Below are 24590 nucleotides of genomic sequence, written 5' to 3' on the forward strand. Positions count from 1 at the left end.
CCGATGATCGCCGTTGACGACCTCATCACTCTGGTGCGCCATTACAATCCGAAAACGGACGAGTCCCTTATTCGCGCCGCCTACGCGTTCGGCAGTGCCATGCACGAAGGCCAGATGCGCCATTCCGGCGAGCCGTATTTCACCCATCCCGTCGCGGTGGCCGCGATTCTGACCGAGCAGCGGCTGGACGATGCCACCATCGTGACCGCGCTCTTGCATGACACGGTGGAGGACACCAAGGCCTCCTATGCCATGGTCGAGGAGAAGTTCGGCCATGACATCGCCGAACTTGTCGATGGCGTGACCAAGCTCACCAATCTGCAACTCGGCAGTTCCGAGACCAAGCAGGCCGAGAATTTCCGCAAGCTCTTCATGGCGATGTCGCGCGATCTGCGGGTGATTCTCGTCAAGCTGGCGGACCGGCTGCACAACATGCGCACGATCAAGGCGATGCGCCCCGAGAAGCAGGCGCAGAAGGCGCGCGAGACGATGGATATCTATGCACCGCTGGCCGGGCGCATGGGGATGCAATGGATGCGCGAAGAGCTGGAGGATCTGGCCTTTCGCGTGCTCAACCCCGAGGCGCGGGCCAGCATCATCCGCCGCTTCATCACCCTGCAACGCGAAACCGGGGATGTGGTCGAGCGGATCACCAGCGACATGCGCGCCGAGCTTGACCGGGCAGGGCTGGAGGCCGAGGTGTTCGGGCGCGCCAAGAAGCCCTATTCGATCTGGCGCAAGATGCAGGAAAAGGAGATGGGATTTTCCCGTCTCTCCGACATCTACGGCTTTCGCATCATCACCCGGTCAGAGGCCGATTGCTACGCCGCGCTGGGCGTGATCCATCAGCGCTGGCGCGCGGTGCCGGGGCGGTTCAAGGATTATATCAGCCAGCCGAAATCGAACGGCTATCGCTCGATCCACACCACGGTTTCGGGGCGTGACGGCAAGCGGGTCGAGGTGCAGATCCGCACCCGCGCCATGCACGATGTGGCCGAGACGGGCGTGGCGGCGCATTGGTCCTACCGCGACGGGGTGCGCTCCGAGAACCCCTTTGCTGTCGATCCGGCGCGCTGGATTTCGTCGATGAGCGAGCAGTTCGACGCCGAGGAGGATCACGAAGATTTCCTCGAGGCGGTCAAGCTCGAGATGTATGCCGACCAGGTCTTTTGCTTCACACCCAAGGGCGACGTGGTCAAGCTGCCGCGCGGGGCGACGCCGATTGACTTCGCCTATGCCATCCACACGCGGATCGGCCATGCCTGCGTGGGTGCCAAGGTGGATGGGATGCGCGTGCCGCTGTGGACGCGGGTCAAGAACGGGCAGTCGGTCGAGGTCATCGTCGCCGACGGGCAGACGCCGCAGGCCACATGGCTTGATATCGCCACCACAGGCAAGGCGCGTTCGGCCATTCGCCGCGCGCTGCGCGAGCTGGATCGCGACCGCTATATCAAGCTGGGGCGCGAGCTGGCGCGCTCGGCTTTCGAGCATGTTGGCAAGAAGGCCACCGACAAGGCGCTGGAGACGGCCGCGCGCACGTTGCGGCTGCGCAGCGCCGATGAGGTTCGTGCGCGTCTTGGCAGTGCCGAATTGACCGCGCAGCAGGTCTTGCGCGCGGTCTATCCCGATCTGACCCCGAGCGAGGGGGCCGAGGTGGCCCGCGAGCGGGCGGTGATCGGCCTTGGCGCGGATCAGGGCTTTGACCGGGCGCGCTGTTGCCAGCCCCTGCCGGGCGAGCGCATCGTCGGCATTACTTTTCGCGGTCAGGGCGTGGTGATCCATGCCATCGACTGCGAAACATTGTCGCGCTACGACAGCCAACCCGAGCGCTGGCTGGACCTGAACTGGCACACCGGCAAGCATCCGGCGGCCTATGATGTCACGCTCGACCTGACCATCGGCAACGATGCCGGTGTTCTGGGACGTATTTGCACCTTGATCGGCGAGCAGAAGGCCAATATCTCCGACCTGATGTTCGTGGATCGGAAACCCGATTTTTACCGCCTTCTGATTGATGTCGAATTGCGCGATGCCGAGCATCTGCACAGCGTTCTGTCGGCGCTTGACGCCGAAGCGGACGTGGCAGCCGTGGAACGCTATCGTGACCCATCCCGTTCCGGGGACAAGCGCGAGGAAGCCTGAGCCGTGATTTTCCGGCGTCGAGACAAGCGGCCATGGTGGCGGATCGTCGTCGAGTTCATCTGGCCGCGTGGCGGCTGGGGGCGGGCGTTCACCTATGTCAAGCACCGCCTGCACAGGCTTCCTGACCCGCCCGACCGGATCGCGCGGGGCATCTTCGCCGGTGTTTTCACCACGTTCACGCCGTTCTACGGGATGCATTTCATCGTCGCGGGCACGATTGCCTGGATCCTGCGCGGCAACATTCCCGCCGCCCTTCTGGGCACGTTCTTCGGCAATCCCCTGACCTATCTGCCGATCGGCGTCGTGTCGCTTCAGACCGGGCACGCCATCATGGGGCGGCCCACGCTGCACGAGGATGAGATCAGCCGTTCGCTGGGGGGCAAGTTTCTCGACGCGGGGACCGATCTCAAGAACAATTTCCTGGCGCTCTTCACCGACCGGTCGCCGGATTGGCACGGGCTGGGGATCTTCTATCACGAGGTATTTCTGCCTTACCTGATCGGCGGGATCGTTCCGGGGGTGATCGTCGGACTGGCTGCCTATTACATCAGCCTGCCGGTCATCACCGCCTATCAGAAGCGCCGCCGCGGCGCGCTCAAGGCCAAATGGGACGCGCTCAAGGAAAAGAAGGTGCGCGAAAAGCTGGCGCGCGAGGCTGACGAGCGTCCCAAAGCGGACTAGGTTGATCGACGAATCGCGAGCGAAGGGGACCGCCCATGTCGACAGAGCACAAATTGCGCCTTGGTGTGAATATCGACCACGTGGCGACCGTGCGCAATGCACGGGGCGGGGCCTACCCGGATCCCTTGCGCGCCGCGAAACTGGCCGAGGAGGCGGGGGCCGACGGCATCACCGCGCATCTGCGCGAAGATCGGCGGCATATCTCGGATGCCGATATCGACGGATTGATGGAGGTGCTCACGGTGCCGCTCAATTTCGAGATGGCGGCGACCGGGGAGATGCAGCGCATCGCCCTGCGCCACAAACCCCACGCCGTCTGCCTTGTGCCCGAGAAACGCGAGGAACGCACCACCGAGGGCGGGCTTGAGGTCGCGCGCGAGGAAAACCGGCTGGCGCATTACATCGCCCCCCTGCGCGAAGCGGGCTGCCGGGTGTCGATCTTCATCGCCGCCGACCGCCGCCAGATCGAGGCCGCGCACCGCATCGGCGCGGAGGTGATCGAGTTGCACACCGGTGCCTATTGCGACGCCCATGCCGAGGGCGATTTCGCCACCCGTGACCGAGAGTTGGAGTCCTTGCGCGAGATGTCGGCCTTTGCCCATGCGCTCGGGCTCGAGGTCCACGCCGGGCACGGGTTGACCTATGATACCGTAAAGCCCGTCGCCGCCTTTCCCGAGGTGCGCGAACTCAATATAGGGCATTTCCTCATCGGCGAGGCGATCTTTCGCGGGTTGCAGCCCGCGATTGCCGAGATGCGCCGCCTCATGGATGAGGCGCGGGCCTGATCACGTCAACAAACGGCCCAAGACTCGGCGGATTTCCCGGTATAGTCTCCGTGTGACGAAACAGGGAGATATCTGATGGCGGTCCTGCACCTTGATCCCGACACGCTGGCCTTTGACGCCGCACAGGCGAAAGAGGCCGGGCGCGCGGCCGCGGCGACGTATCAGGCCCGCGAGCCCTATCCCTACGGTGCCTTCGACGATTTTCTGCCGCCAGAGGTGCTTGATCGGGTGGTCGCGGATCTGCGGCAATTGCCCGAGGCCGAGATGATGTTCGACCGGCCGCAGGAGAAGCTCAAGGCAAGCTATCTGCCCGAACGGCTGCCGACCTATACGCGCAACCTCTTTTACGCGCTCAACTCCCGCCCGTTCCTGCGCTTTCTGGAGGAGATGACCGGCATCGACGGGCTGATCCCCGATCCCTATTTCTCGGGCGGGGGGGTGCACGTGGTGGCCAATGGCGGCCATCTCGATATCCACGCGGATTTCAACCACAACGGAAAGCTGAACCTTGAACGTCGTCTCAACGTCCTGATCTACCTCAATAAAGACTGGAAAAAGGACTATGGCGGGTCCTTCGAGATCTGGAACAAGGACATGACCGCGCAGGTCGAGAGCTTTGTGCCGCTCTTCAACCGCATGTGCTGTTTCAATACCGGGTCGGACACCTGGCATGGCAATCCCGAGACGGTCAATCATCCCGATGGCACGCCGCGCATGTCGCTGGCGCTTTATTACTACACCGCCACATGGACCGCGACGCGGGTGTCGCATACCACCCTTTTCAAGCCGCGCCCCGGCACCCGTGATCAGGCAGACCGGCAGGTGCAACGCGCGCAGATGCTGCAAGAGGTGCTGCCACCCTTCCTCTTCCGGCGCGTGATCCACCGGTTGCAGCGGTTTGGCTTCTGAGGGGCGGCTTGACCAGATGGACGCAGCCGCTTGACTGGCACGATGGTCATGATCTTGCAAAGCGATACGGGGGTTGGATTTCGTGACTAGACCGTTTTGCGGGGCGCTCTTACGGGCCACGGGCACACTTGCGCCGGTCCTTTTGCGGTGATGGCGGAACGGAACCGGGCAAGCCTGATCGGGCTGCTGCTGGGGGGCCTTCTCGCGGTCCTTGCGCTCTGGCAGCTTGAGGCGCAGCGCGCGGGGCTGGAAATCACGACTTTGAGCGTTGATGAGACGCCGGTGACGCGCAGCGCAGAGCCGGGGGCCGATGGGCCGGTCGTCGTGGTCGCGCACGGCTTTGCCGGGTCGCGGCAGATGATGCAGGCCTATAGCCTTGATCTGGCGCGGGCGGGCTACCGGGTCTGGGCCTTCGATTTCGAGGGGCACGGGCGGCACCCTCGGCCCATGTCGGGCGATGTGGAGCGCATCGACGGCACGACGCGCCTGCTGGTCGAACAGACGCGCGCCGTGGTGTCGGCGGCCGTGGCGGCGGAAGGCTGGCAGGGGGAGGTCGCGCTCCTGGGGCATTCCATGGCCTCCGATATCATCATCCGCACCGCAATCGAGGATCTCCGCATCGGCCCGGTGGTGGCGATCTCGGCCTTTTCCAAGGCGGTGACAGCGCGGGTGCCTGAAAACCTGCTGCTGATCACCGGTGCGTGGGAGCCGGGGCTGCGCGGCTTTGCCCGCGATGCGGTGGCCATGGTGGAGCCGGGGCTGGGCGAGGGCGAGACGGCGCGCGCGGGCGATGTGATCCGCCGGGCGGTCGTAGCACCCTGGGCCGAGCATGTGGCGGTGCTTCATAGCCGCAAGGGCCGGGCCGAGGCGATTGACTGGCTTGATGCCGCATACGACCGTGCGAGTGATGTGACCGTGCGCGTGACGGGGCCTTGGTTCCTGGCGCTGATGGTCGCCATCGTGGCGCTGGCGGCGCCGCTTTCGCGCCTCCTGCCGGAACGTGAACTGCCTGTGCCGGGGGCGCTTTCCCTGCGGCGGTTTGCGCTGGCCGTGGGGTTGCCCGCGCTCCTTGCGCCGCTTCTGGCGGTGCAGGTCGAGACCCGGCTTCTGCCGGTGCTGGTGGCGGATTACCTCGCGCTGCATCTGGCGATTTACGGCCTTTGCCAACTGGCCTTGCTGTGGTGGTGCGGGCGACGGCCCGAGGCGCTGCGACCGCTCGCGGTGCTGGCGCTTCTGGTCTGGGGTCTGGGCGTGTTCGGCTTTGCGCTGGATCGCTATGGCGCGAATTTCTGGCCGACGCCTGAGCGGCTCGTGATCATCGCGGCGCTCAGCCTTGGGGCGCTGCCCTTCATGCTGGGGGATGCGCTGCTTGCGCAAGGTGCGGCCCTTTGGCAGAGAATCGCGGCGCGCGCGGGCTTTCTCGGCTCTCTCGCGCTTGCCGTGCTGCTCGATACCGAACGGCTGTTCTTTCTCGCCATGATCGCGCCGGTAATCCTGCTCTTCTTCCTGATTTTCGGACTGATGGGCCGGTGGGTCGCGGCGCGGGCGGGGGCGGCGTCGGCCGGGGTCGCGCTGGGGCTGATCCTGGCCTGGGCGCTGGGCGTGAGCTTTCCGCTGTTCACGCCGGGGTAAGGAGCGGGCAGCGTGACGCGCCCGCCCCCCCCTCTATCAGTCGTTTTTCTTTGACTCTTCGGCTGCGGCCTTCATCCGCGCCACGAGGTCGGCCTTGACCGGGCGTTGGCCAAAGGGGTTGGCCTTGCCGCCCTTGGCGTTTTGCTCGGCGTGGCGGGGGGCACCCTTGGCGTTTTTGGGATTGGCTTTTGCGATCTTCATGGTCTGTTGTCCTTGTGGTCTCTATCCTGTAGCCAAGGTGTCGGCTATGCCTGTCGCGCCGCCTGTCCGTTTGGACCGGTGGGCACCAGTGCATATCTACAGGATAATGACGCTGGACACAGCCCCTTTGGACCCCGCCCCATGATCCTTGGAATCGGCACCGATCTGGCGAATATCGAGCGGATCGCGGGCGTTCTGGAGCGCTATGGCGACCGGTTCCGCAACCGAGTTTTCACCGAGGTGGAGCAGGCCAAGGCCGAGCGCCGCGCCGATGTGGCGGGCACCTATGCGAAACGCTGGGCGGCCAAGGAGGCGTGTTCCAAGGCGCTGGGCACGGGCCTGCGCATGGGGATCGCGTGGAAGGACATGGCGGTGTCGAATCTGTCCACCGGCCAGCCGGTCATGCAGGTCACGGGCTGGGCCGCCGAGCGGCTGGCGGCGATGACGCCCGAGGGTCATGAGGCGATCATCCATGTCACGCTCACCGACGATCACCCCTGGGCGCAGGCCTTCGTGGTGATCGAGGCGCGGCCCAGGAACGCGCAGGGCTAGTCCGGCAGCCCTGTGCGGCGCAGGGCGTCACGAAACCGCTCCATCTCGGCCGTGTCCTTGAGCGGACTCAGGTCGAGATCGGCCACTCGTGCCCCCGGCAGACAGGCGAGGCAGCGCCCTTCCATGCCTCGCGGCTTGACACCCTGCCACGCGCGCCGCATGAAGCGGGCGCAACCGCGCAGAGGCAGGGACAGTCATGGCATCGGATTCCAGCAAAGGGTCTTCCATCTGGGAGACCGTCAAGACCGTGTTCTGGGCGCTGGTGATCGCGGGGATCTTCCGCACGATGTTCTTTCAGCCGTTCTGGATCCCTTCGGGCTCGATGAAGGACACGCTGCTGATCGGCGATTTTCTCTTCGTCAACAAGATGGCCTATGGCTATTCCTATGCCTCCTGCCCGTCGATCCGGTTCGGGGGCCTCAACATCGATGCGCAGGATATCTGCGGCTGGCTTGATGGTGACAATACGCGCATCCTGGGCTCCGAGCCTGATCGTGGCGACATCATCGTTTTCCGGCATCCCGTGGACGGCACCGATTTCATCAAGCGCGTGATCGGTATGCCGGGGGACCGGGTGCAGATGCGCGATGGCGTGCTCCACATCAACGATCAGCCGGTCGAGCGCGCGCCCGCCGGACAGTTCGTCGAGGAATTCGCGCCGCAGGGGCCGATGCGTATTCGCCCGCGCTGCGAGAATGGCGCTGTGGGGCTTGGGGCCGATTGCCTCAAGTCGCGCTGGCGCGAAACGCTGCCCGAGGGGCGTTCCTACATGACCCTTGATATCGGCCCCCAGCGGTCTGACAATACCGGCGTGTTCACGGTGCCGGAGGGGCATTATTTCTTCATGGGCGACAACCGCGACAATTCTACCGATTCGCGCTTTCCGCAGGCGGTGGGGGGCGTCGGTTTCGTGCCCTATGAAAACCTCATCGGGCGCGCGAACCGGGTCATATTCTCGTCTGCCGGGGCCTCGATGCTGGCCTTCTGGACATGGCGGGGGGACAGGTTCTTCGAGAGGCTTGAGTGAAGCTTTCTGCCGAATTGCATGCGTTTCAGGCCCGGCTCGGGCATGATTTCGAGCAGCCCGAGCTTCTGGTCGAGGCGCTTACCCATTCCTCGATGTCCTCGCCCTCGCGCAGCGACAACCAGCGGCTTGAATTCCTCGGTGACCGTGTGCTCGGCCTCGTGATGGCCGAGGCGCTTCTGGAGCAGGACCGCGCCGCCGCCGAAGGCCTGCTTGCACCGCGCTTCAACGCGCTGGTGCGCAAGGAGGCCTGCGCCGAGGTGGCCCGAGAGCTTGATCTTGGCGCGGTGCTCAAGCTGGGGCGCTCGGAGATGCTCTCGGGCGGGCGGCGCAAGCAGGCGCTTCTGGGCGACGCGATGGAGGCGGTGATCGCCGCTGTCTATCTTGATGGCGGGTTTGCGGCGGCGCGCGCCATGGTGCTGCGGCTCTGGGGTGGGCGCATCGCCGCCGTCGAGACCGATGCCCGCGACGCCAAGACAAGCCTTCAGGAATGGGCGCAGGCGCGCGGTCTGGCCCCGCCGGATTACGTGGAGACCGCCCGTTCCGGCCCCGATCATGCGCCGGTATTCACCATCGTGGCGCGACTTTCCTCCGGCGAGAGCGCCGAGGCAACGGCGGGCTCCAAACGGCAGGCAGAGCAGGCCGCCGCGCGCGCGCTTCTCGACCGGCTGGACAACCATTAACCTGTTGCTAACCTGTTGCGTGCAAGATGCGGGCGCGACGCTCAATCGGACCTGCGCACCTCTTGCACCCAGGCGGTGATGGTGGCGCGGGCCTCGGGGGGCATCGGAAACGCATTGGGGGGCGGCATGGCGTGGCTTCGGCCGGCCTGAAGGTAGATCTGACTGGCGTGACGGGCCACATCGGCCTCGGTTTCGAGATAGACGCCGCGCGGGGCCCAGTGCATCCCGTCCCAGGAGGGCTCTCGCGCATGGCACATGGAACAATTGCCCACCACCGCGAAATAGGCCTCTTCGAAGCCCGGGGCCGCGGCGTATCTTGCCTCATGCGGTGTGAGGGTGCGCGCCTCGGCCTCGTCAAGGCTCTCGGTGCCCGAGAAGGTCGAAAGCCAGGCGATCAGCACCATGATCAGCACGGTGACGGCCCAGGTCCAGTGCGGCCCAGTCCCGGTGCGGTGAAGCGTGTTGAAATAGTGCCGGATGGTGACACCGGTGAGAAAGATCAGCGATGCGATGATCCAGGCATAGTCTGTGGCGAAGGCCAGCGGGTAGTGGTTCGACAGCATCAGGAACACGACCGGCAGCGTCAGATAGTTGTTATGGGTCGAGCGCAGCTTGGCGATCTGGCCGTATTTGGCGTCCGGCGTGCGGCCCGCCTTGAGATCGGCCACGACGATGCGCTGGTTGGGCATGATCTGAAAGAACACGTTGGCGGTCATGATCGTCGCCGTGAAGGCTCCCAGATGCAAAAGCGCGGCGCGCCCGGTGAAGATCTGGTGATAGCCCCAGGACATCGCCACGAGGATGACGAAGAGCAGCAGCATCAGCACCGTGGGCCGCGCCCCGAGCGGCGATTTGCAAAGCGCGTCATAGGCGAGCCAACCGACCGTCAGAGAACCGCCCGAAATGGCGATCCCCTGCCATAGCGTGAGGTCCGCCTTGGTGGGATCGAGCAGGTAGAGCGCGCCCCCGACCCAGTAGAGCATCATCAGAAGTGCCGCCCCCGAAAGCCATGTCGCGTAGCTCTGCCATTTGTGCCAGGTCAGGTGCTCGGGCATCCGCGACGGGGCCACGAGATATTTGACGGTGTGGTAAAACCCGCCGCCATGCACCTCCCATTCCTCGCCGTAGGCACCTTCGGGCAGGGCGGGATTGGGTTTCAGCATCAAATCGAGCGCGATGAAATAGAACGACGCCCCGATCCACGCCATCGCCGTTATCACATGCAGCCAGCGCACCGAAAAGGCGATCCAGTCCCAAAGAATTGCAAGGTCATACATGGCCACCCTCCCGAATGTCGAACTCTTCGACACTCTAGGCGAGATCGAATTCATCTGGTATTGCTGGAAAAACCCAAGCAGTCTCAAAAAATCACGAAGAATGTCCTATCTCGACAATATCCGCACCTTTGTCCGTGTCTACGAGCTGGGCAGCATGTCCGCCGCCGGGCGCGACCTGCGGATTTCGCCGGCGGTCACGTCGTCGCGGATTTCGCAGCTTGAGGAGCATCTCGGCGTGCGCCTGTTTCAGCGCACCACGCGCAGTCTGACACCGACCGAACAGGGGCAGTCCTTCTATCGCGGGGCGAGCGGGATACTTGAGGCCGTCGAGACCGCCGAGGCGCAGATCGTCACCATGACCGAAAACCTGCGTGGCACGCTCTATGTCGCCGCGCCGCTTGGTGTCGGGCGTCGCTTGATCGCGCCCAAGGTGCCGGAGTTTCTGGACGCTTACCCGGAGGTGAACGTGCGCCTGCGGTTGACCGACCGTCGGGTGGACCTGACCACAGAGGGGCTCGATCTGGCGTTCTTCCTCGGTCAGCCCGAGGACAGCACCCTGCGGATCCGCAAGATCGCCGATGTGGCGCGTATCCTCTGCGCCTCGCCTGACTATGTGGCACGGCGCGGCATGCCCGAGAGCGGCGATGACCTGATCGCCCAGGGGCATGACTGCCTCAACCTGCGCTTTCCCGGCGCGACCGAGTTTCAGTGGCTGCTATCGACATCGGAGGGGCCGAAGCGGTTTCGCGTCGCCGGGCGCTGTGAATGCGATGATGGCGACGTGCTGACCGATTGGGCGCTGGCGGGGCAGGGTGTCGCGCTTAAACCAGTGTTCGAGATTGCCGAGCATCTGCGCGCGGGCACCCTTGTGCCGGTCGCCACCCGCACCCCGCCAGAGCCGATTCAAATGGCGTGCCTCTTTACGCATCGCCGCTGGCAAGACCCGAAAACGCGGCGTTTCATGGATTTCATGGTCGAGAGGATCAGCGCCGCGATCAAGGCGACCGAAGCGGTGCGGCCAGGCGGAACCCAGAAAGTTTGAAACTTTCTGGACCGGACTCTTTTAAAGAGTCCGGGTCCTATCGCGAAACCGTTCCCTATGAACCGCGATAGGTCGCATAGCCAAACGGCGACAGCAGCAACGGCACATGGTAATGCGACGCCTCTGACATGCCAAAGCGGATCGGGATCACATCAAGAAAGCGCGGGGTTTCGGGCGGCGTGCCGCAGGCATCGAGATAGGCCCCGGCGTGGAACACAAGTTCGTAGACACCGGTGGCGAATTCCTCTGCGGGCAGGATCTGCCCATCGGTGCGCCCGTCCGCATTGGTCATGAGCGTCCTGAGATGGGTGCGCCGCTCGTCCTCGATCCGGTAAAGCTCGATCCGCAGCCCTTCGGCGGGGCAGCCCCGCGCGGTGTCGAGCACATGTGTTGTCAGGTATCCGGTCATTGTCGTGCCTCCCGTGGCCTTTCGCCTTTCTAGCCCGGTTCGCACCCGTCCGGCAAATCCGCTCTGACGAAAGACAGCTTCGCATCTTTTTTGAAAAACACGTCGGATTTTTCGGTTTATGCATGGGGTGGAACAGGAGGATCAAGGCGTGACACGTTATCCCCGAGACATGACCGGCCATGGCGCAACCCCGCCCGTGGCCAACTGGCCCGATGGCGCGAAGATCGCCGTCCAGATCGTGCTCAACTACGAGGAGGGCGGCGAGAACAATATCCTTCACGGCGATGCCGCATCCGAGGCGTTTTTATCCGAGATCACCGGCGCCGCCCCCTGGCCGGGGCAACGGCACTGGAACATGGAATCGATCTATGAATATGGCAGCCGCGCCGGGTTCTGGCGGGTGCATCGGCTGCTCGCGGGTCTGCCAGTGACGGTCTACGGTGTTGCCACGGCGCTCGCGCGGGCGCCCGAACAACTGGCCGCGATGAAGGCGGCGGGCTGGGAGATTGCCAGCCACGGGCTGAAATGGATCGAACACAAGGACATGCCGCCCGAGGAGGAACGCGCGCAGATCCGCGAGGCGATCCGCCTGCACACCGAGGTCGTCGGCACGCCGCCGCGCGGCTGGTATACGGGCCGCTGCTCGATGAACACGGTTCAACTGGCCACTGAGGAGGGCGATTTTGCCTATATCGCCGACAGCTATGCCGACGATCTGCCCTATTGGTTGCGCGCAGGTGGCAAGGATCAGTTGATCGTGCCCTATACGCTGGATTGCAACGACATGCGCTTTGCCATTCAGGCAGGTTTCACCCATGGCGCGCAGTTCGAGAGCTATCTGAAGGACACATTCGACATGCTCTATGCCGAGGGGCAGGCGGGCGCGCCGAAAATGCTCTCGATCGGGCTGCATTGCCGCCTTGTGGGGCGTCCGGGCCGGGCCATGGCGCTCAGGCGGGCGCTCGATCACATGCGCGCGCAGGACGGTGTGTGGTTCGCCACCCGGCTGCAGATTGCCGAACATTGGGCGCGCGAACATCCGCCCGTGCCACGCCTGCGCCCGTCGGAAATGGACCGGGCCGCGTTTGTCGCCGCTTTCGGGGGCGTGTTCGAGCATAGTCCGTGGATCGCCGAGGCGGCCTTTGATGGTGAGCTTGGGCCGACCCATGACACCGCGGCAGGCGTGCATCTGGCACTGGCCCGCGTGTTTCGCACCGCGCCGGAGGACCGCCGCCTTGGCGTGCTGACCGCGCATCCCGATCTGGCGGGCAAGCTGGCGGCGGCGGGGCGGCTGACGCAGGAAAGCACGATGGAACAGGCGGGCGCGGGGCTCGACATGCTGACCGATGATGAGCGGGCGACATTCACCGCGCTGAATGACGCCTATACCGCGACATTCGGTTTTCCCTTCATCATCGCCGTGCGCGACCATGACAAGCCCGCGATCCTTGCCGCCTTTCAGCGCCGCCTCGACAATGACCGCGCCACCGAGTTTGCCGAGGCCTGCCGACAGGTCGAGCGGATTGCGGAACTGCGCCTGCGCGAGATCTTTGCGCGATGACCGGGGTCGTCAAAATCCGGCCCCTGACGGCAGAGGCCTTCGCGCCTTTCGGCGATGTGCTTGATACCAGCGGCGCGCCGGATCGCCTGATCAATGCGGGGCTCTGCGGGCGTTATCACGACCGCGCAAAGCTCGATTTCGCGGATGGCCGCGCCGGGATCAGCCTGTTCTTGGCAGAGCCGCGCCGCCTGCCCCTGCGGCTCGATCTGGTCGAGCGGCACCCCGAGGGCAGTCAGGCATTCCTGCCCATGACCCAAGCGCCCTTTCTTGTCGTCGTCGCCTCCGATATGGGCGGCAGACCGGGGCAGCCGCTGGCATTCCTGACCGCGCCGGGCCAGGGCGTGAACTATCATCGCGGGGTCTGGCACGGGGTGCTTGCCCCGCTGAGCGCGCCGGGCCTGTTCGCCGTGATCGACCGTATCGGCGCGGGCGCGAACCTCGAGGAACACCACTTCGAGCACGAGATCATCGTGACAGATTAGCCTCCGGGCGCGTCGCATTCCGCAACGGACCACCACACATCATCGGATCAGACCATGACCAACAGCTACTATGCCCCGCAGGGCGGCCACCCCGGACAGGATCAGCTTTTGACCGACCGCGCCGTGTTCACCGAGGCCTATGCGGTGATCCCCAAAGGCACGATGCGCGATATCGTGACCAGCTTTCTGCCCTTCTGGGAGGGAACTCGGCTCTGGGTGATCGCGCGGCCGATGAGCGGCTTTGCCGAGACCTTCTCGCATTACATCATGGAGGTGCAGCCCGGCGGCGGCTCTGACCGCCCTGAAAGCGAGGCCCGCGCCCAAGCCGTTCTTTTCGTGGTCGAGGGCGAGGCCACGTTGACCATCGCAGGCGCGGCGCATGTGCTCGCCCCCGGCGGCTATGCCTATCTGCCCCCCGAAAGCGGCTGGACTCTGCGCAATCACGGCACCGCGCCGCTGCGGTTTCACTGGATCCGCAAGGCTTACGCGCCGGTCGAGGGGCTGGACGCACCCGCGCCTCTGGTCCTGAACGAAATCGACATCGCCCCCACGTCGATGCCGGGAACCGAAGGGAAATGGGCCACCACCCGCTTTGTCGATCCTGCCGACCTGCGCCATGACATGCATGTGACCATCGTCACGCTGGAGCCGGGCGCGGTCATTCCCTTTCTCGAGACGCATGTGATGGAACACGGGCTTTACGTCCTTGAAGGCAAGGCGGTTTATCGCCTCAACCGGGACTGGGTTGAGGTCGAGGCAGGCGATTACATGTGGCTGCGCGCGTTCTGCCCGCAGGCGTGCTATGCCGGAGGGCCGGGGCGGTTCCGCTATCTGCTTTACAAGGATGTGAACCGGCACATGCCGCTTTACCCATCGGGGACCGGCCGCCGCTGAGCCGGGTCAGGCAAAGAAGCGTTTGCAGTGCCGTGCGATATGCTCGACGAAGAGCCGCACCTTGGGGTCCTGCAATTTCTTGTGCGGATAGAGACAGCCGAAGATCGTCGGCATCGGCGGGGTGTCGGGCAGCACCTCGACCAGCCGCCCGCTGGCCAGATGCTCGCGCACATCAAAGCGGGGCTTGTTGACAATGCCGCGCCCCATCAGCGCCCAATCGGTCAGCACGTCGCCATCATCGGCGTCAAACCGGCCAGTTACGTCGAGCTTGCGCGGCCCCATCGCGGTGCGCAGCGTCCAGAAATATTCCGGCGAGCGCGGATAGCGCAGCAACAGGCAGTTATGGCCGCGCAAGAGGTCATCGGGCGTGCGCGGCACGCCCGCGCGTGACAGGTAATCCGGCGCGGCACAGAGCACGCGGTCGCAATCGGCGAATTTGCGCAGTTTCAGGGTCGAATCGCCCGGATCCCCGACAAAGAACGCCACGTCCTGACCATCGGCCAGAATGTCGATCCGCCGATCCGACAGCCGCATCCGCACCTCGGTTTCGGGATAGCGGTCGGTGAAGTCTGGCACCAGCGGTGCCACGATCCGGCGCCCCACACCCAGCGGCGCGGTGATGCGCACAGCACCGCGCGGCACCTCGGAAAAGCTGGCTACGCGCGCCTCGGCATGGTCGAGCGCAAGCAGAACGGCGCGCGCCTCCTCGTAGAACACGGTGCCCACCTCTGTCGGGGTCATGGAGCGGGTGGTGCGATTGAAAAGCCGCACGCCAAGCCGTTTTTCCAGCTCCTTCAGCCGCTTGCTTGCCACCGCCGGGGTCAGCCGCAGATCGCGCCCCCCAGATGTGATGCTGCCCAGTTCCATCACCCGGACAAACACCCGCAGGCTTTCGATATAGGACATGGTGCCCCTCCCGAAAATCAACCTGCCCTGTTCCATCGCAACTTTCAATAATCTGTTGAAAGTGTTTGCCGCTTCCGATGATTTCCAGACTCAATTATCGCCTGTAAGGTTTTCCTGTTCATCGGCGGCATGGCCCGCCGGACGGGAGGGCACCATGACACATCGCAGCACCATCCGCTTTATCCTCAACGGGCGCGACATCTGCCTGCCCGAGGTGGGGGCAAGCCAGACCCTGCTTGATTTCCTGCGCCTCGATCAGCGCCTTACCGGCACCAAGGAGGGCTGTGCCGAGGGCGATTGCGGGGCCTGCACCGTTCTGGTGGGGCGGCTTGGGCCGCAGGGCCTCGGCTATGCGCCGGTCAATGCCTGTATCCGGTTTCTGGCCTCGGTCGATGGCTGTCATGTGGTCACGGTCGAGCATCTGGCCGGGCGCGACGGGCGCCTGCACCCGGTGCAACAGGCGATGGTCGATCACCACGGCAGCCAATGCGGCTTTTGCACGCCCGGTTTCGTCATGTCGCTCTATGCGCTCTGGATGCAGGTGCCCGAGCCGACCGAAACGCAGGTGGAAACCGCGCTTCAGGGCAATCTCTGCCGCTGCACCGGTTATGCGCCGATCATCCGCGCCGCGCAGGCGATCAGCCGCTATGGCACCCCCGCCGCCGATCATCTCATTGTCGAGCGCGCGGCAATCACCGCGCGGCTGGCGGCGCTCAGGGATCACCGGCGCGTGGTGGCCGGGCCAAAGGACAATCGCGCCGTCCTGCCCGCCGATGTCGATGATCTGGCCGAATGTCTTCTGGAGCATCCGGGTGCGACGATCGTCGCCGGGGCGACCGATGTGGGCCTTTGGGTTACGAAATTCCTGCGCCCGATTGGGCCTGCGATCTTTACCGGCCATCTCGATGAGATGAAAACCGTCGTGCAGGACGGCAACAGCCTGCGGATCGGTGCGGGGGCCAGCTATAGCGAGTGTCAGGCGATGCTGTCGCGGCACCTGCCCCACCTTGCCGCCTATTGGGACCGGATCGGCGGCTGGCAGGTGCGCAGCATGGGCACGGTGGGCGGCAATATCGCCAATGGCTCGCCCATCGGGGATACGCCGCCGGTGCTGATCGCGCTTGGCGCGACGATCACCCTGCGCCGGGGGGATGCGCGCCGCACCCAGCCGCTGGAGGCGTTCTTCATCGACTACGGCAAGCAGGACCGCGCGCCGGGCGAATTTGTCGAAAGCATTCACGTGCCCCTGCCGGGGCCGGAGGATCGCAACGCCGCCTACAAGATTTCCAAGCGGCGCGACGAGGATATTTCCTCGGTTGCGGTCGGCATCCACATGCGCGTGACCGGGGGCATGATCGGCAACGCGCGCATCGCCTTTGGTGGCATGGCGGCGACACCCAAACGCGCGACGGCGGCAGAGGCGGCGCTGAATGGCCAGCCCTGGACGCGCGAGAGTTTCGAGACCGCAGCCCGCGCGCTGACCGGGGATTTCACGCCGCTGAGCGACTGGCGTGCCTCATCCGCCTACCGGATGCAGGCCGCCCAGAACCTTCTGCGCCGGTTCCACATGGAACACGATGTCGCCACGGCGACCCCTGTGCGCCTTGAAGCCTTCTGAGCGAGACAAGGAGACGAGACCATGAAAGACGCCGTTTCCATTACCGGCTTGGCCCATACCGACCGCATCCATGACAGCGCGGCCAAGCATGTCACCGGGCGCGCCGATTACACCGACGATGTCGCCCTGCCCGAAGGCGCGCTGCATGCCTATCTAGGGCTGTCGGACGTGGCCCATGCCCGGCTCACCGGGATGGACCTTTCGCAAGTCCTTGCCGCGCCCGGCGTGGTCGGCGTGCTGACCGCCGCCGATATTCCCGGCGCGAACGATATCAGCCCCACCGGCCTGAATGACGAGCCGGTGTTCCCGACCGAGACCATTCAGTTTTTCGGCCAGCCTCTCTTTGCGGTCATCGCCGAAACCCGCGATCAGGCGCGCCGTGCCGCGGAATTGGCGCAGGTGCGCTATGATCCGCTGCCCCACGCGCTTGATCCCATAACGGCGCGTGAAGCGGGCTATCCTTACGTCACCGCGCCGCTGACGCTCAAGCGCGGCGATGTCGCCCCCGCGCTGGCCGAGGCCCCGCACCGCATCAAGGGGCGGATGCAGGTCGGCGGGCAGGATCACATGTATCTCGAAGGCCAGATCGCCTTTGCCATCCCCGGCGAGGATGACGAGGTGAGCGTGCATTGCTCGACGCAGCACCCCTCGGAGGCTCAGCATATGGTCGCCCATGTGCTTGGTGTGCCCTCGAACGCGGTGGTGGTGAATGTGCGCCGGATGGGCGGCGGGTTCGGTGGCAAGGAAAGCCAGATGAACCTCTTTTGCGTGGTTGCCGCGCTGGCGGCCAAGAAATGGGGCCGCGCCGTCAAGATCCGCCCCGACCGCGATCAGGACATGACCGCGACCGGCAAGCGGCATGATTTCGTGATCGACTATGACGTGGCCTTTGACGAGGCGGGGCGGATTCTGGCGGTGGAGGGCGATTTCGCCGCGCGCTGCGGCTTTTCCGCCGACCTCTCGGGGCCGGTGACGGACCGGGCGCTGTTTCACGCCGACAACGCCTATTTCTATCCCCATGTGCGGCTGCAAAGCCATCCGATGAAAACCAACACAGTCTCTAACACGGCGTTTCGTGGCTTTGGTGGCCCGCAGGGCGTGATCGCCGCCGAGCGGATGATCGAGGAAATTGCCTATGCTTTGGGCCGCGATCCGCTGGATATCCGCAAGGCGAATTTCTATGGGCCGGGGCGCGACGTGACGCCTTATCACCAAGAGGTTCAGGATAATATCCTTGAGCGGCTTGTGGGCGAGTTGGAGGAAAGCGCCGATTATCGCCAGCGGCGGGCCCGGATCATCGCCTTCAACCAAACCTCGCCGGTGCTGAAGAAGGGTATCGCATTAACCCCCGTCAAGTTCGGCATTTCCTTCACCGCGACATGGTACAATCAGGCGGGTGCCTTGGTGCATGTCTATAATGACGGCTCGATCCATCTTAACCACGGCGGCACCGAGATGGGGCAGGGCCTGAACACCAAGGTGGCGCAGGTGGTGGCCGAGGCGTTCCAGGTCGATTTCGAGCGGATCAGGATCACCAGAACCACCACCGAAAAAGTGCCCAACACCTCCGCCACGGCGGCCTCATCGGGGTCTGATCTGAACGGCATGGCGGCGCTTGATGCCGTGAACCAGATCAAGGCGCGGCTTGTCGCTTTTGCTGCCGAGAAATGGGGCGTGGCCCCCGATGCGGTTCTGTTCCGGCCCAATCAGGTGCATGTGGGCGCCGAGGTGCTAAGCTTTGATGATTTCATTCGCGCGGCCTATATGGCGCGGGTGCAATTGTCGGCGGCGGGGTTTTACAAGACGCCGAAAATCCACTGGGACCGCGCCAAGGGGCAGGGCCGCCCGTTTTACTACTTCGCTTATGGCGCGGCCTGTTCCGAGGTAACGATCGACACCCTGACCGGCGAATACCGGGTCGATCGCACCGATATTCTGCATGACGTGGGCCGCTCGCTCAACCCCGCGCTCGACCGTGGGCAGGTGGAAGGCGCGTTCATTCAGGGCATGGGGTGGCTCACGACCGAGGAACTCTGGTGGGACAAGGGCGGGCGTTTGCGCACGCATGCGCCCTCGACCTACAAGATCCCGCTCGCCTCGGACCGCCCGCGCGTGTTCAACGTGGCCTTGGCCGACTGGTCCGAGAACCGCGAATTGACGATCAAACGCTCCAAGGCCGTGGGAGAGCCGCCCTTCATGCTGGGCATTTCGGTGTTCGAGGCGCTGTCGATGGCGGTGGCGTCGGTGGCCGATTACCGCGAATGCCCGCGCCTTGATGCACCCGCCACGCCCGAGCGCGTGCTGATGGCGGTCACCCGCCTGCAAGCGGGGCGCTGAGCCATGGCGCTTTCCACCCCCTCGCTGCGCGCGTTTTTCGCGTCAGAGCCGTCGGTGATCCGGGTGGCGTTGACGCGCGTGCGCGGCTCCTCGCCGCGGGATGCGGGCACCGAGATGTTCGTGGGCGCGGGCGCGCTCTGGGGCACGATCGGCGGCGGGCAGTTGGAATATATCGCCATTGATGCGGCCCGCGCGATGCTGCGCGACGGCGTGCTGGCGCGCACGCTCGATCTGCCGCTTGGTCCCGAAATCGGGCAATGCTGCGGCGGGCGGGTGGAACTGTCATTGACGCGGCTGCGCGCCTCTGATCGGCGAGACGCCGAGACGCGCGCGGCACAGAACGACGCGGCGCTGCCGCATGTCCATGTCATGGGGGCGGGTCATGTCGGGCGCGCGCTGGCCGATCTGTTTCAGCATCTGCCGGTGCGCTGCATCCTGATCGACACCCGCCCCTACGAATTGGCGCTATGCACGGCGGCGGTGGAGCGGCGCGTGAGCGTGCTGCCCGAGGCCGAGATCATGGCCGCGCCGCCGCGCAGCGCCTTCATCATCCTGACCCATGATCACGGGCTTGATTTCCTGCTGACCGCGGCCGCCCTCGACCGGGGCGATGCGGCCTATGTCGGCATGATTGGCTCTGCCAGCAAACGCGCCAAGTTCCGCGCCTGGGCCAAACGGCACGCGGGCGCGCAGACTATCGACACTCTCACATGCCCCATCGGGGCAAGCGGTAGCCGCGACAAGCGGCCCGGCGTCATCGCTGCCTTCGTGGTGGCCGAGGTGATGGCCGAATTGACCTCTGAAACTGCCGCAATCGCCCCGCATGGGGCACAGGACGCGCCCCTGTCGGGGCACGGGAACGACCGGGAGGGGAAATCGGCCTGACATCCGTCACGCCGGGCCGGTTCTGTCAGAGGAGGAGACCGTCATGGACGGGAGGAGTTACAGCTACACGCTGTTCACACGCAGCGATTTCAGCGCCTTTTGGGCGCTCTTTACCGACAACCTTGTCAACCTGCTGATCCTGTCGGGGATCTGTCAATTCGTGTTCCAGATGCCCGCCGAGATCGTCTTTGGCCGGATCGTTCCGGGCGCGGCCATCGCCATTCTGGCCGGTGTCGCGGTCTATACCTATCTGGCGAAATGGGCCGCCCAGAAACAGGGCCGCGACGTGACCGCGCTGCCTTACGGCATCTCGACACCGGTGATGTTTGTCTATCTTTTCGGGGTGATCGGGCCGATCTACTGGGCGACGCAAGACCCGCTTCTGGCGTGGCAGGTGGGGATCGGCGCGGGCTTTATCGGCGGGATCGTTGCCGCCCTCGGGGCGATTGTCGGCCCGTTCCTCAAGCGGATCACACCGCGCGCCGGGATGCTGGGCACGCTCTGCGGGATCGCGCTGGTGTTCATCGGCTCGGTGCCGCTGGCGGAGATTTTCGAGAACCCGGTGATCGGCTTTGCCGCGCTTCTCTTTATCCTCTGGGGGCTGATCGGGCGGTTTCGGCTGCCGGGCAACGTGCCTGCGGGGCTGGTGGCCATCGGCGTGGGCACGGTGATCGGGGTGTTCCTTGGCCAGTCGCGCATCGATCTGAGCGGCGTGGGCTTTTACCCGCCGGTGCCCTATTTCGGCGATCTGGTCGTTGGCGTGCAGTATCTTTTCGCCAATCCCGAGCTTTTCCTCGTGCTGATCCCGGTGCAGATCTACAATTTCATCGAGACGATGAACAATGTCGAATCCGCCGAGGCCGCCGGTGACAGCTATCCGGTGGGCCTGTGCCAAGTCACCGACGGGGCGGGCACGATGCTGGGCGCGGTGTTCGGCTCGCCCTTTCCGACCACGGTCTATATCGGCCATCCCGCCTACAAGCGGCTGGATGCCCATGCCGGGTATATCATCGGCGTGGCCGTGGTGATCGGGGCGGCGGCCTTCTTTGGCTTTCTGTCCTTTCTGGCCGGGCTGATCCCGCTTGCCGCTGCTGCGCCGGTGCTGGTCTTTGTCTCGGTCAGCCTCATCACCAACACCGCCTGGGCGGTCAAACCGATGCACATGGCCGCCGTATCCTTCGCGATCCTGCCGCATATCTCGGGGTTTTTGATGGTGAAATGGGGCTCGCTCATGAACGCCTTGCGCGCCTCGGGCGTCGAGGGACTGCCCGCGCTTGGCGACGATGCGTTGACGGCGGCGCTGCTGCGCGAGGGGGCACATTTCGAGGGGCATCTGGCGCTGAGCCAGGGGGCGATCATCACCGGGTTGATCTGGGGCGCGATCGTGGCCGATGTGATCGACGGGCGGTTTCGCATGGCCGGGGGCTTTGCCATCGCGGCGGCGGTGCTGTCGTCGGTGGGGGTGATCCATTCCTTCACCTTGCAGATGCCGCAGTTTGACGGGATCACCATCGGCTATCTCATCATCGGCGCGTTCCTGACGATCTATCCGGCGTTTGCCCCGAAAGAGGACCTGCTGCATCGCATCATCGTCCCGGACGAGCCCGACATGATCGACGACGACACCCCCGCCAGACAGGCGTGAACCGGAGCGGGCGGCCGACGCGCCGCCCCTTCCCCCAATGACGGATTTGAGACCTATAATGACACAAACCCTGCTTCGCGGTCGCCTTCTGACCTTTCATCGCGCGCCTGAAAGCGGCGAGGATACCGGCGCCTATACCTATATCGAGGATGGCGGCCTGCTCATTGGCGGCGGCCTGATCCGCGAGATCGGGCCATTCGCCGATCTTCGCGCAAAGGCGGGCGATGTGCCGGTGACCGATCATCGCCCGCATCTGATCATGGCCGGGTTCATCGACACGCATATCCATTTCCCGCAGGTGCAGGTGATCGCCTCCTGGGGCGCGCAGCTTCTGGATTGGCTGAACACTTACACATTCCCCGAGGAAACCCGCTTTGCCTCGGAGGCGCACAGCGCGGCGATGGCGCGGGCCTTCTTCGACCAGATCATCGTCCATGGCACGACCACTGCCGTCGCCTTCTGCTCGGTGCACAAGACATCGGTCGAGGCCTATTTCGCCGAGGCCACGCGGCGCAACATGCGGATGCTGGGCGGCAAGGTGCTGATGGACCGCAACGCGCCCGAGGGGCTGCGCGACACGCCCCAGAGCGGCTATGACGACAGCACCGCGCTGATCGCCGACTGGCACGGCAAGGGGCGCAACGGCTATGTCATCTCGCCGCGCTTTGCCATCACCTCGACGCCAGACCAGATGGCAATGGCGCAGGTGCTGGCACGCGAGAACCCGAGCTGTCACATCCAGACGCATCTATCCGAGAACAAGGATGAAATCGCCTATACCGCGCAGCTTTATCCAATGGCGCGCGACTATCTTGATGTCTATGAAACCTACGGGTTGCTTGGGCCAAAGGCGCTGCTTGGCCATGCCATCTACCTGTCAGAACGCGAGATAGCAACACTGGCCGAGACCCGCGCACATCCCGTCTTCTGCCCGACCTCGAACCTCTTTCTGGGCAGTGGCCTCTTTGACGAGGCCGGGCTGCGCGCGCGCGGGATATTGTCTGGCATCGCCACCGATGTCGGCGGCGGCACCAGTTATTCCATGCTTCAGACGCTCAACGAGGGTTACAAGGTGCTGCAACTGCGCGGCCAGTCACTGCATCCGTTGCAGGCCTTCGACTGGATCACGCGGGGCAATGCCGCTGTGCTCGGGATGGTGGACAGAATCGGCACCCTGGAGGCGGGAAGCGAGGCGGATATCGTCGTGCTGAACGCAGAGGCCACCCCGGCCATGGCGCTGCGCATGGCGCGTGCGACCACGTTGGCCGAGGAACTCTTCGTGTTACAGATCATGGGCGATGACCGCGCGATTGCGGAGGTCTATGTTGCCGGAATGCCCGTCAAATCCTCGATCCTCTGAGGCCGAAACGCAAACGCCGCCCCGATGGGGCGGCGCAGCCATCGCAACCGGTCTGGAAATCAGAACCCGAGACCGGCGTATTTGTTCTTGAACTTCGACACGCGGCCACCGGCATCGGTGAGGCGGGTGCCGCCACCGGTCCAGGCGGGGTGCACCGAGGGGTCGATATCGAGCGAGAGCGTGTCGCCCTCCTTGCCCCAGGTCGAGCGCATCTGCACGATGGTGCCGTCGGTCATCTTGACGTCGATGACGTGATAATCGGGGTGGATGTCCTTTTTCATCGTGCCGGTCCTTATGCGGATTTGCCCGAGAGGGGCTTGTAATTGGCGTCCTCGGAGATGCGGGCGGATTTGCCGCGACGCGCGCGCAGGTAGTAGAGCTTGGCCCGGCGGACGCGGCCCCGGCGCACAACCTCGATACTGTCGATATTGGTCGAATAGAGCGGGAACATCCGTTCCACGCCTTCGCCAAACGAAATCTTGCGGACGGTGAACGATCCGGCGATCCCCTTGCCGTTCTTGCGGCTGATGCAGACGCCTTCGAAATTCTGCACGCGGCTGCGGGTGCCCTCGGTCACCTTGTAGCCGACGCGGATCGTGTCGCCGGCCTTGAAATCGGGAATGGTCTTCCCGAGCGAGGCGATCTGTTCCGCCTCCAACTGAGCGATAATGTCCATCGCTTCTCTCCTGATTTGCCTGCGGTTATGCCCGCAAAGATGTCTCGCGTCCTCAGAGCTCTTGGTCTTCTTCCGGGTCCGCAGATGCGCCCGCCAGAGATCAGGTCGTCCTTGTCTGTCACACTGTTTTCCGTGGCTGCCGCGTAGGGCCGAAGAAAGCTGCGGGAGATGCCAGAAGAAAACGGCCCGGAGCCGCCAAAGCGATTCCAGACCACCGGGGTATAGGCGGGAACGGTCGGGCGATCAAGCCTTGGCGTCAGAATTCCACGCCGGCCTGTGCCTTGATGTTCTGCTCGCGGAACGGGTGCTTGATCTCTTTCATCTCGCTGACCAGATCGGCGATGTCGATCAACGCGGGCTTGGCGTCGCGCCCGGTCAGGACGACATGGGTCATCGGTGGCTTTTCCTCGGCCAGAAACGTCACCACATCGTTGATGTCGAGATAATCATAACGCAGTGCGATGTTGATCTCGTCCAGAAGCACCATGCGGTTTTTCTCGTCCCGGATCAGTTCCTTGGCCTTGTCCCAGGCCGCTTGCGCCATGACGGTGTCGCGTTCGCGGTCCTGCGTCTCCCAGGTGAAACCCTCGCCCATCACGTGAAACGCGCAGATATCGGCGAACCGCTCCTTGAGCAGGTCACGCTCGCCGCTCGGCATCGACCCCTTGATGAACTGCACCACCGCGCAGGGAAAGCCGTGACCGATGCAGCGAAGGATCATCCCGAAGCCGGAACTGCTCTTGCCTTTGCCGTTACCCGTATGGACGATGATGAGGCCCTTCTCGCCGGTCTTGTGCTCCATGAGCTTGTCACGGGCAGCCTTGATCCGCTTCATCTTTTCGGTATGGGCCTTGGGGTCTTTGGTCATCTCGGGCTCCTGCTCTGGCGC

General features: G+C 64.5%; 25 protein-coding genes. 17 read left to right on the forward strand and 8 right to left on the reverse strand.

The window, feature by feature from the left end; translation table 11 throughout:
• Positions 1 to 3 precede the first annotated feature (3 nt).
• From ACSSV8_RS12645 to ACSSV8_RS12665, 5 genes are all read left to right on the forward strand, one after another.
• The gene (locus ACSSV8_RS12645) at positions 4 to 2142 is read left to right on the forward strand and encodes a RelA/SpoT family protein (protein WP_454282679.1); all 2139 of its coding nucleotides are present in this window, start codon (positions 4 to 6) and stop codon (positions 2140 to 2142) included.
• 3 nt (positions 2143 to 2145) lie between these two features.
• Positions 2146 to 2823 (forward strand): DUF2062 domain-containing protein, encoded by a 678-nt coding sequence (locus tag ACSSV8_RS12650; protein ID WP_454282680.1) that lies wholly within the window; start codon positions 2146 to 2148, stop codon positions 2821 to 2823.
• A 35-nt stretch (positions 2824 to 2858) separates the two neighbouring features.
• Positions 2859 to 3608 carry a pyridoxine 5'-phosphate synthase gene (locus ACSSV8_RS12655; RefSeq protein WP_454282681.1) on the forward strand — a complete coding sequence of 250 codons (750 nt, stop codon included), beginning with the start codon at positions 2859 to 2861 and terminating at the stop codon, positions 3606 to 3608.
• 75 nt (positions 3609 to 3683) lie between these two features.
• Entirely contained in the window at positions 3684 to 4517 is an 834-nt protein-coding gene (locus ACSSV8_RS12660) for a 2OG-Fe(II) oxygenase (RefSeq protein WP_354537644.1), read from the forward strand.
• Between the two features lie 150 nt (positions 4518 to 4667).
• Positions 4668 to 6149 carry an alpha/beta fold hydrolase gene (locus ACSSV8_RS12665; RefSeq protein WP_454282682.1) on the forward strand — a complete coding sequence of 494 codons (1482 nt, stop codon included), beginning with the start codon at positions 4668 to 4670 and terminating at the stop codon, positions 6147 to 6149.
• 36 nt (positions 6150 to 6185) lie between these two features.
• Here ACSSV8_RS12665 and ACSSV8_RS12670 read toward each other — a convergent pair whose 3' ends face one another.
• Positions 6186 to 6350, reverse strand: a complete 165-nt coding sequence (locus ACSSV8_RS12670) for a hypothetical protein (protein WP_354537642.1) — start codon at positions 6348 to 6350, stop codon at positions 6186 to 6188.
• Between the two features lie 141 nt (positions 6351 to 6491).
• On the opposite strand from ACSSV8_RS12670, the gene acpS reads away from it, so the two are divergent.
• Positions 6492 to 6902, forward strand: coding sequence for a holo-ACP synthase (gene acpS / locus ACSSV8_RS12675; RefSeq protein WP_354537641.1), 411 nt, complete (start codon positions 6492 to 6494; stop codon positions 6900 to 6902).
• On the opposite strand, the gene ACSSV8_RS12680 is transcribed toward acpS, so the two are convergent.
• Positions 6899 to 7027 (reverse strand): hypothetical protein, encoded by a 129-nt coding sequence (locus tag ACSSV8_RS12680; protein ID WP_354537640.1) that lies wholly within the window; start codon positions 7025 to 7027, stop codon positions 6899 to 6901. The genes acpS and ACSSV8_RS12680 overlap by 4 nt on opposite strands.
• Positions 7028 to 7098: 71 nt before the next feature.
• On the opposite strand from ACSSV8_RS12680, the gene lepB reads away from it, so the two are divergent.
• Entirely contained in the window at positions 7099 to 7929 is an 831-nt protein-coding gene (gene lepB, locus ACSSV8_RS12685; RefSeq protein WP_354537639.1) for a signal peptidase I, read from the forward strand.
• Positions 7926 to 8609, forward strand: coding sequence for a ribonuclease III (rnc, locus tag ACSSV8_RS12690; protein WP_454282683.1), 684 nt, complete (start codon positions 7926 to 7928; stop codon positions 8607 to 8609). The genes lepB and rnc overlap by 4 nt, the downstream gene beginning before the upstream one ends.
• 41 nt (positions 8610 to 8650) lie before the next feature.
• Here rnc and ACSSV8_RS12695 read toward each other — a convergent pair whose 3' ends face one another.
• The gene (locus ACSSV8_RS12695) at positions 8651 to 9886 is read right to left on the reverse strand and encodes a urate hydroxylase PuuD (protein WP_454282684.1); all 1236 of its coding nucleotides are present in this window, start codon (positions 9884 to 9886) and stop codon (positions 8651 to 8653) included.
• 100 nt (positions 9887 to 9986) lie between these two features.
• Here ACSSV8_RS12695 and ACSSV8_RS12700 point away from each other — a divergent pair, with 100 nt between their 5' ends.
• Positions 9987 to 10928, forward strand: a complete 942-nt coding sequence (locus ACSSV8_RS12700; RefSeq protein WP_354537636.1) for a LysR family transcriptional regulator — start codon at positions 9987 to 9989, stop codon at positions 10926 to 10928.
• Positions 10929 to 10983: 55 nt separating this feature from the next.
• On the opposite strand, the gene uraH is transcribed toward ACSSV8_RS12700, so the two are convergent.
• Entirely contained in the window at positions 10984 to 11337 is a 354-nt protein-coding gene (uraH, locus tag ACSSV8_RS12705; protein ID WP_454282685.1) for a hydroxyisourate hydrolase, read from the reverse strand.
• Between the two features lie 148 nt (positions 11338 to 11485).
• Here uraH and puuE point away from each other — a divergent pair, with 148 nt between their 5' ends.
• Genes puuE through ACSSV8_RS12720 form a run of 3 tightly spaced genes read left to right on the forward strand, consistent with a single transcriptional unit; the run spans position 11486 to position 14274 of the window.
• Positions 11486 to 12898, forward strand: a complete 1413-nt coding sequence (gene puuE, locus ACSSV8_RS12710) for an allantoinase PuuE (protein ID WP_454282686.1) — start codon at positions 11486 to 11488, stop codon at positions 12896 to 12898.
• Positions 12895 to 13380: an ureidoglycolate lyase gene (locus ACSSV8_RS12715; protein WP_354537633.1), complete on the forward strand. Its 486-nt coding sequence runs from the start codon at positions 12895 to 12897 to the stop codon at positions 13378 to 13380. The genes puuE and ACSSV8_RS12715 overlap by 4 nt, the downstream gene beginning before the upstream one ends.
• 54 nt (positions 13381 to 13434) lie before the next feature.
• Complete coding sequence (locus ACSSV8_RS12720; RefSeq protein WP_454282687.1) at positions 13435 to 14274, forward strand: bifunctional allantoicase/(S)-ureidoglycine aminohydrolase; 840 nt, start codon at positions 13435 to 13437, stop codon at positions 14272 to 14274.
• A 6-nt stretch (positions 14275 to 14280) separates the two neighbouring features.
• Here the strand turns inward: ACSSV8_RS12720 and ACSSV8_RS12725 are convergent, their stop codons facing one another.
• Positions 14281 to 15180 (reverse strand): LysR substrate-binding domain-containing protein, encoded by a 900-nt coding sequence (locus ACSSV8_RS12725; RefSeq protein ID WP_454282688.1) that lies wholly within the window; start codon positions 15178 to 15180, stop codon positions 14281 to 14283.
• A 154-nt stretch (positions 15181 to 15334) separates the two neighbouring features.
• Between ACSSV8_RS12725 and xdhA the strand changes: the two genes are divergently transcribed.
• Genes xdhA through guaD form a run of 5 tightly spaced genes read left to right on the forward strand, consistent with a single transcriptional unit; the run spans position 15335 to position 23025 of the window.
• On the forward strand, positions 15335 to 16798 hold the full coding sequence (gene xdhA / locus ACSSV8_RS12730) for a xanthine dehydrogenase small subunit (RefSeq protein WP_454282689.1): 1464 nt from the start codon (positions 15335 to 15337) through the stop codon (positions 16796 to 16798).
• 21 nt (positions 16799 to 16819) lie between these two features.
• A complete protein-coding gene (gene xdhB, locus ACSSV8_RS12735; protein WP_454282690.1) occupies positions 16820 to 19135 on the forward strand; it encodes a xanthine dehydrogenase molybdopterin binding subunit in 2316 nt (771 codons plus the stop codon).
• Positions 19136 to 19138: 3 nt separating this feature from the next.
• On the forward strand, positions 19139 to 20020 hold the full coding sequence (gene xdhC / locus ACSSV8_RS12740; protein ID WP_454282691.1) for a xanthine dehydrogenase accessory protein XdhC: 882 nt from the start codon (positions 19139 to 19141) through the stop codon (positions 20018 to 20020).
• Between the two features lie 43 nt (positions 20021 to 20063).
• Positions 20064 to 21665, forward strand: coding sequence for a xanthine/uracil/vitamin C permease (locus ACSSV8_RS12745; protein ID WP_454282692.1), 1602 nt, complete (start codon positions 20064 to 20066; stop codon positions 21663 to 21665).
• 58 nt (positions 21666 to 21723) lie between these two features.
• On the forward strand, positions 21724 to 23025 hold the full coding sequence (gene guaD / locus ACSSV8_RS12750) for a guanine deaminase (protein ID WP_454282693.1): 1302 nt from the start codon (positions 21724 to 21726) through the stop codon (positions 23023 to 23025).
• Between the two features lie 59 nt (positions 23026 to 23084).
• Here guaD and rpmE read toward each other — a convergent pair whose 3' ends face one another.
• The 3 genes from rpmE to cobO all read right to left on the reverse strand — a co-directional run bounded on the left by rpmE (position 23085) and on the right by cobO (position 24569).
• Complete coding sequence (rpmE, locus tag ACSSV8_RS12755; RefSeq protein ID WP_210878371.1) at positions 23085 to 23306, reverse strand: 50S ribosomal protein L31; 222 nt, start codon at positions 23304 to 23306, stop codon at positions 23085 to 23087.
• Between the two features lie 11 nt (positions 23307 to 23317).
• Positions 23318 to 23701, reverse strand: a complete 384-nt coding sequence (gene rplS, locus ACSSV8_RS12760) for a 50S ribosomal protein L19 (RefSeq protein ID WP_354537625.1) — start codon at positions 23699 to 23701, stop codon at positions 23318 to 23320.
• Positions 23702 to 23957: 256 nt separating this feature from the next.
• Positions 23958 to 24569 carry a cob(I)yrinic acid a,c-diamide adenosyltransferase gene (gene cobO / locus ACSSV8_RS12765; protein ID WP_454282694.1) on the reverse strand — a complete coding sequence of 204 codons (612 nt, stop codon included), beginning with the start codon at positions 24567 to 24569 and terminating at the stop codon, positions 23958 to 23960.
• Positions 24570 to 24590: the final 21 nt, after the last annotated feature.

Source organism: Roseovarius sp. MBR-79, assembly GCF_053628555.1.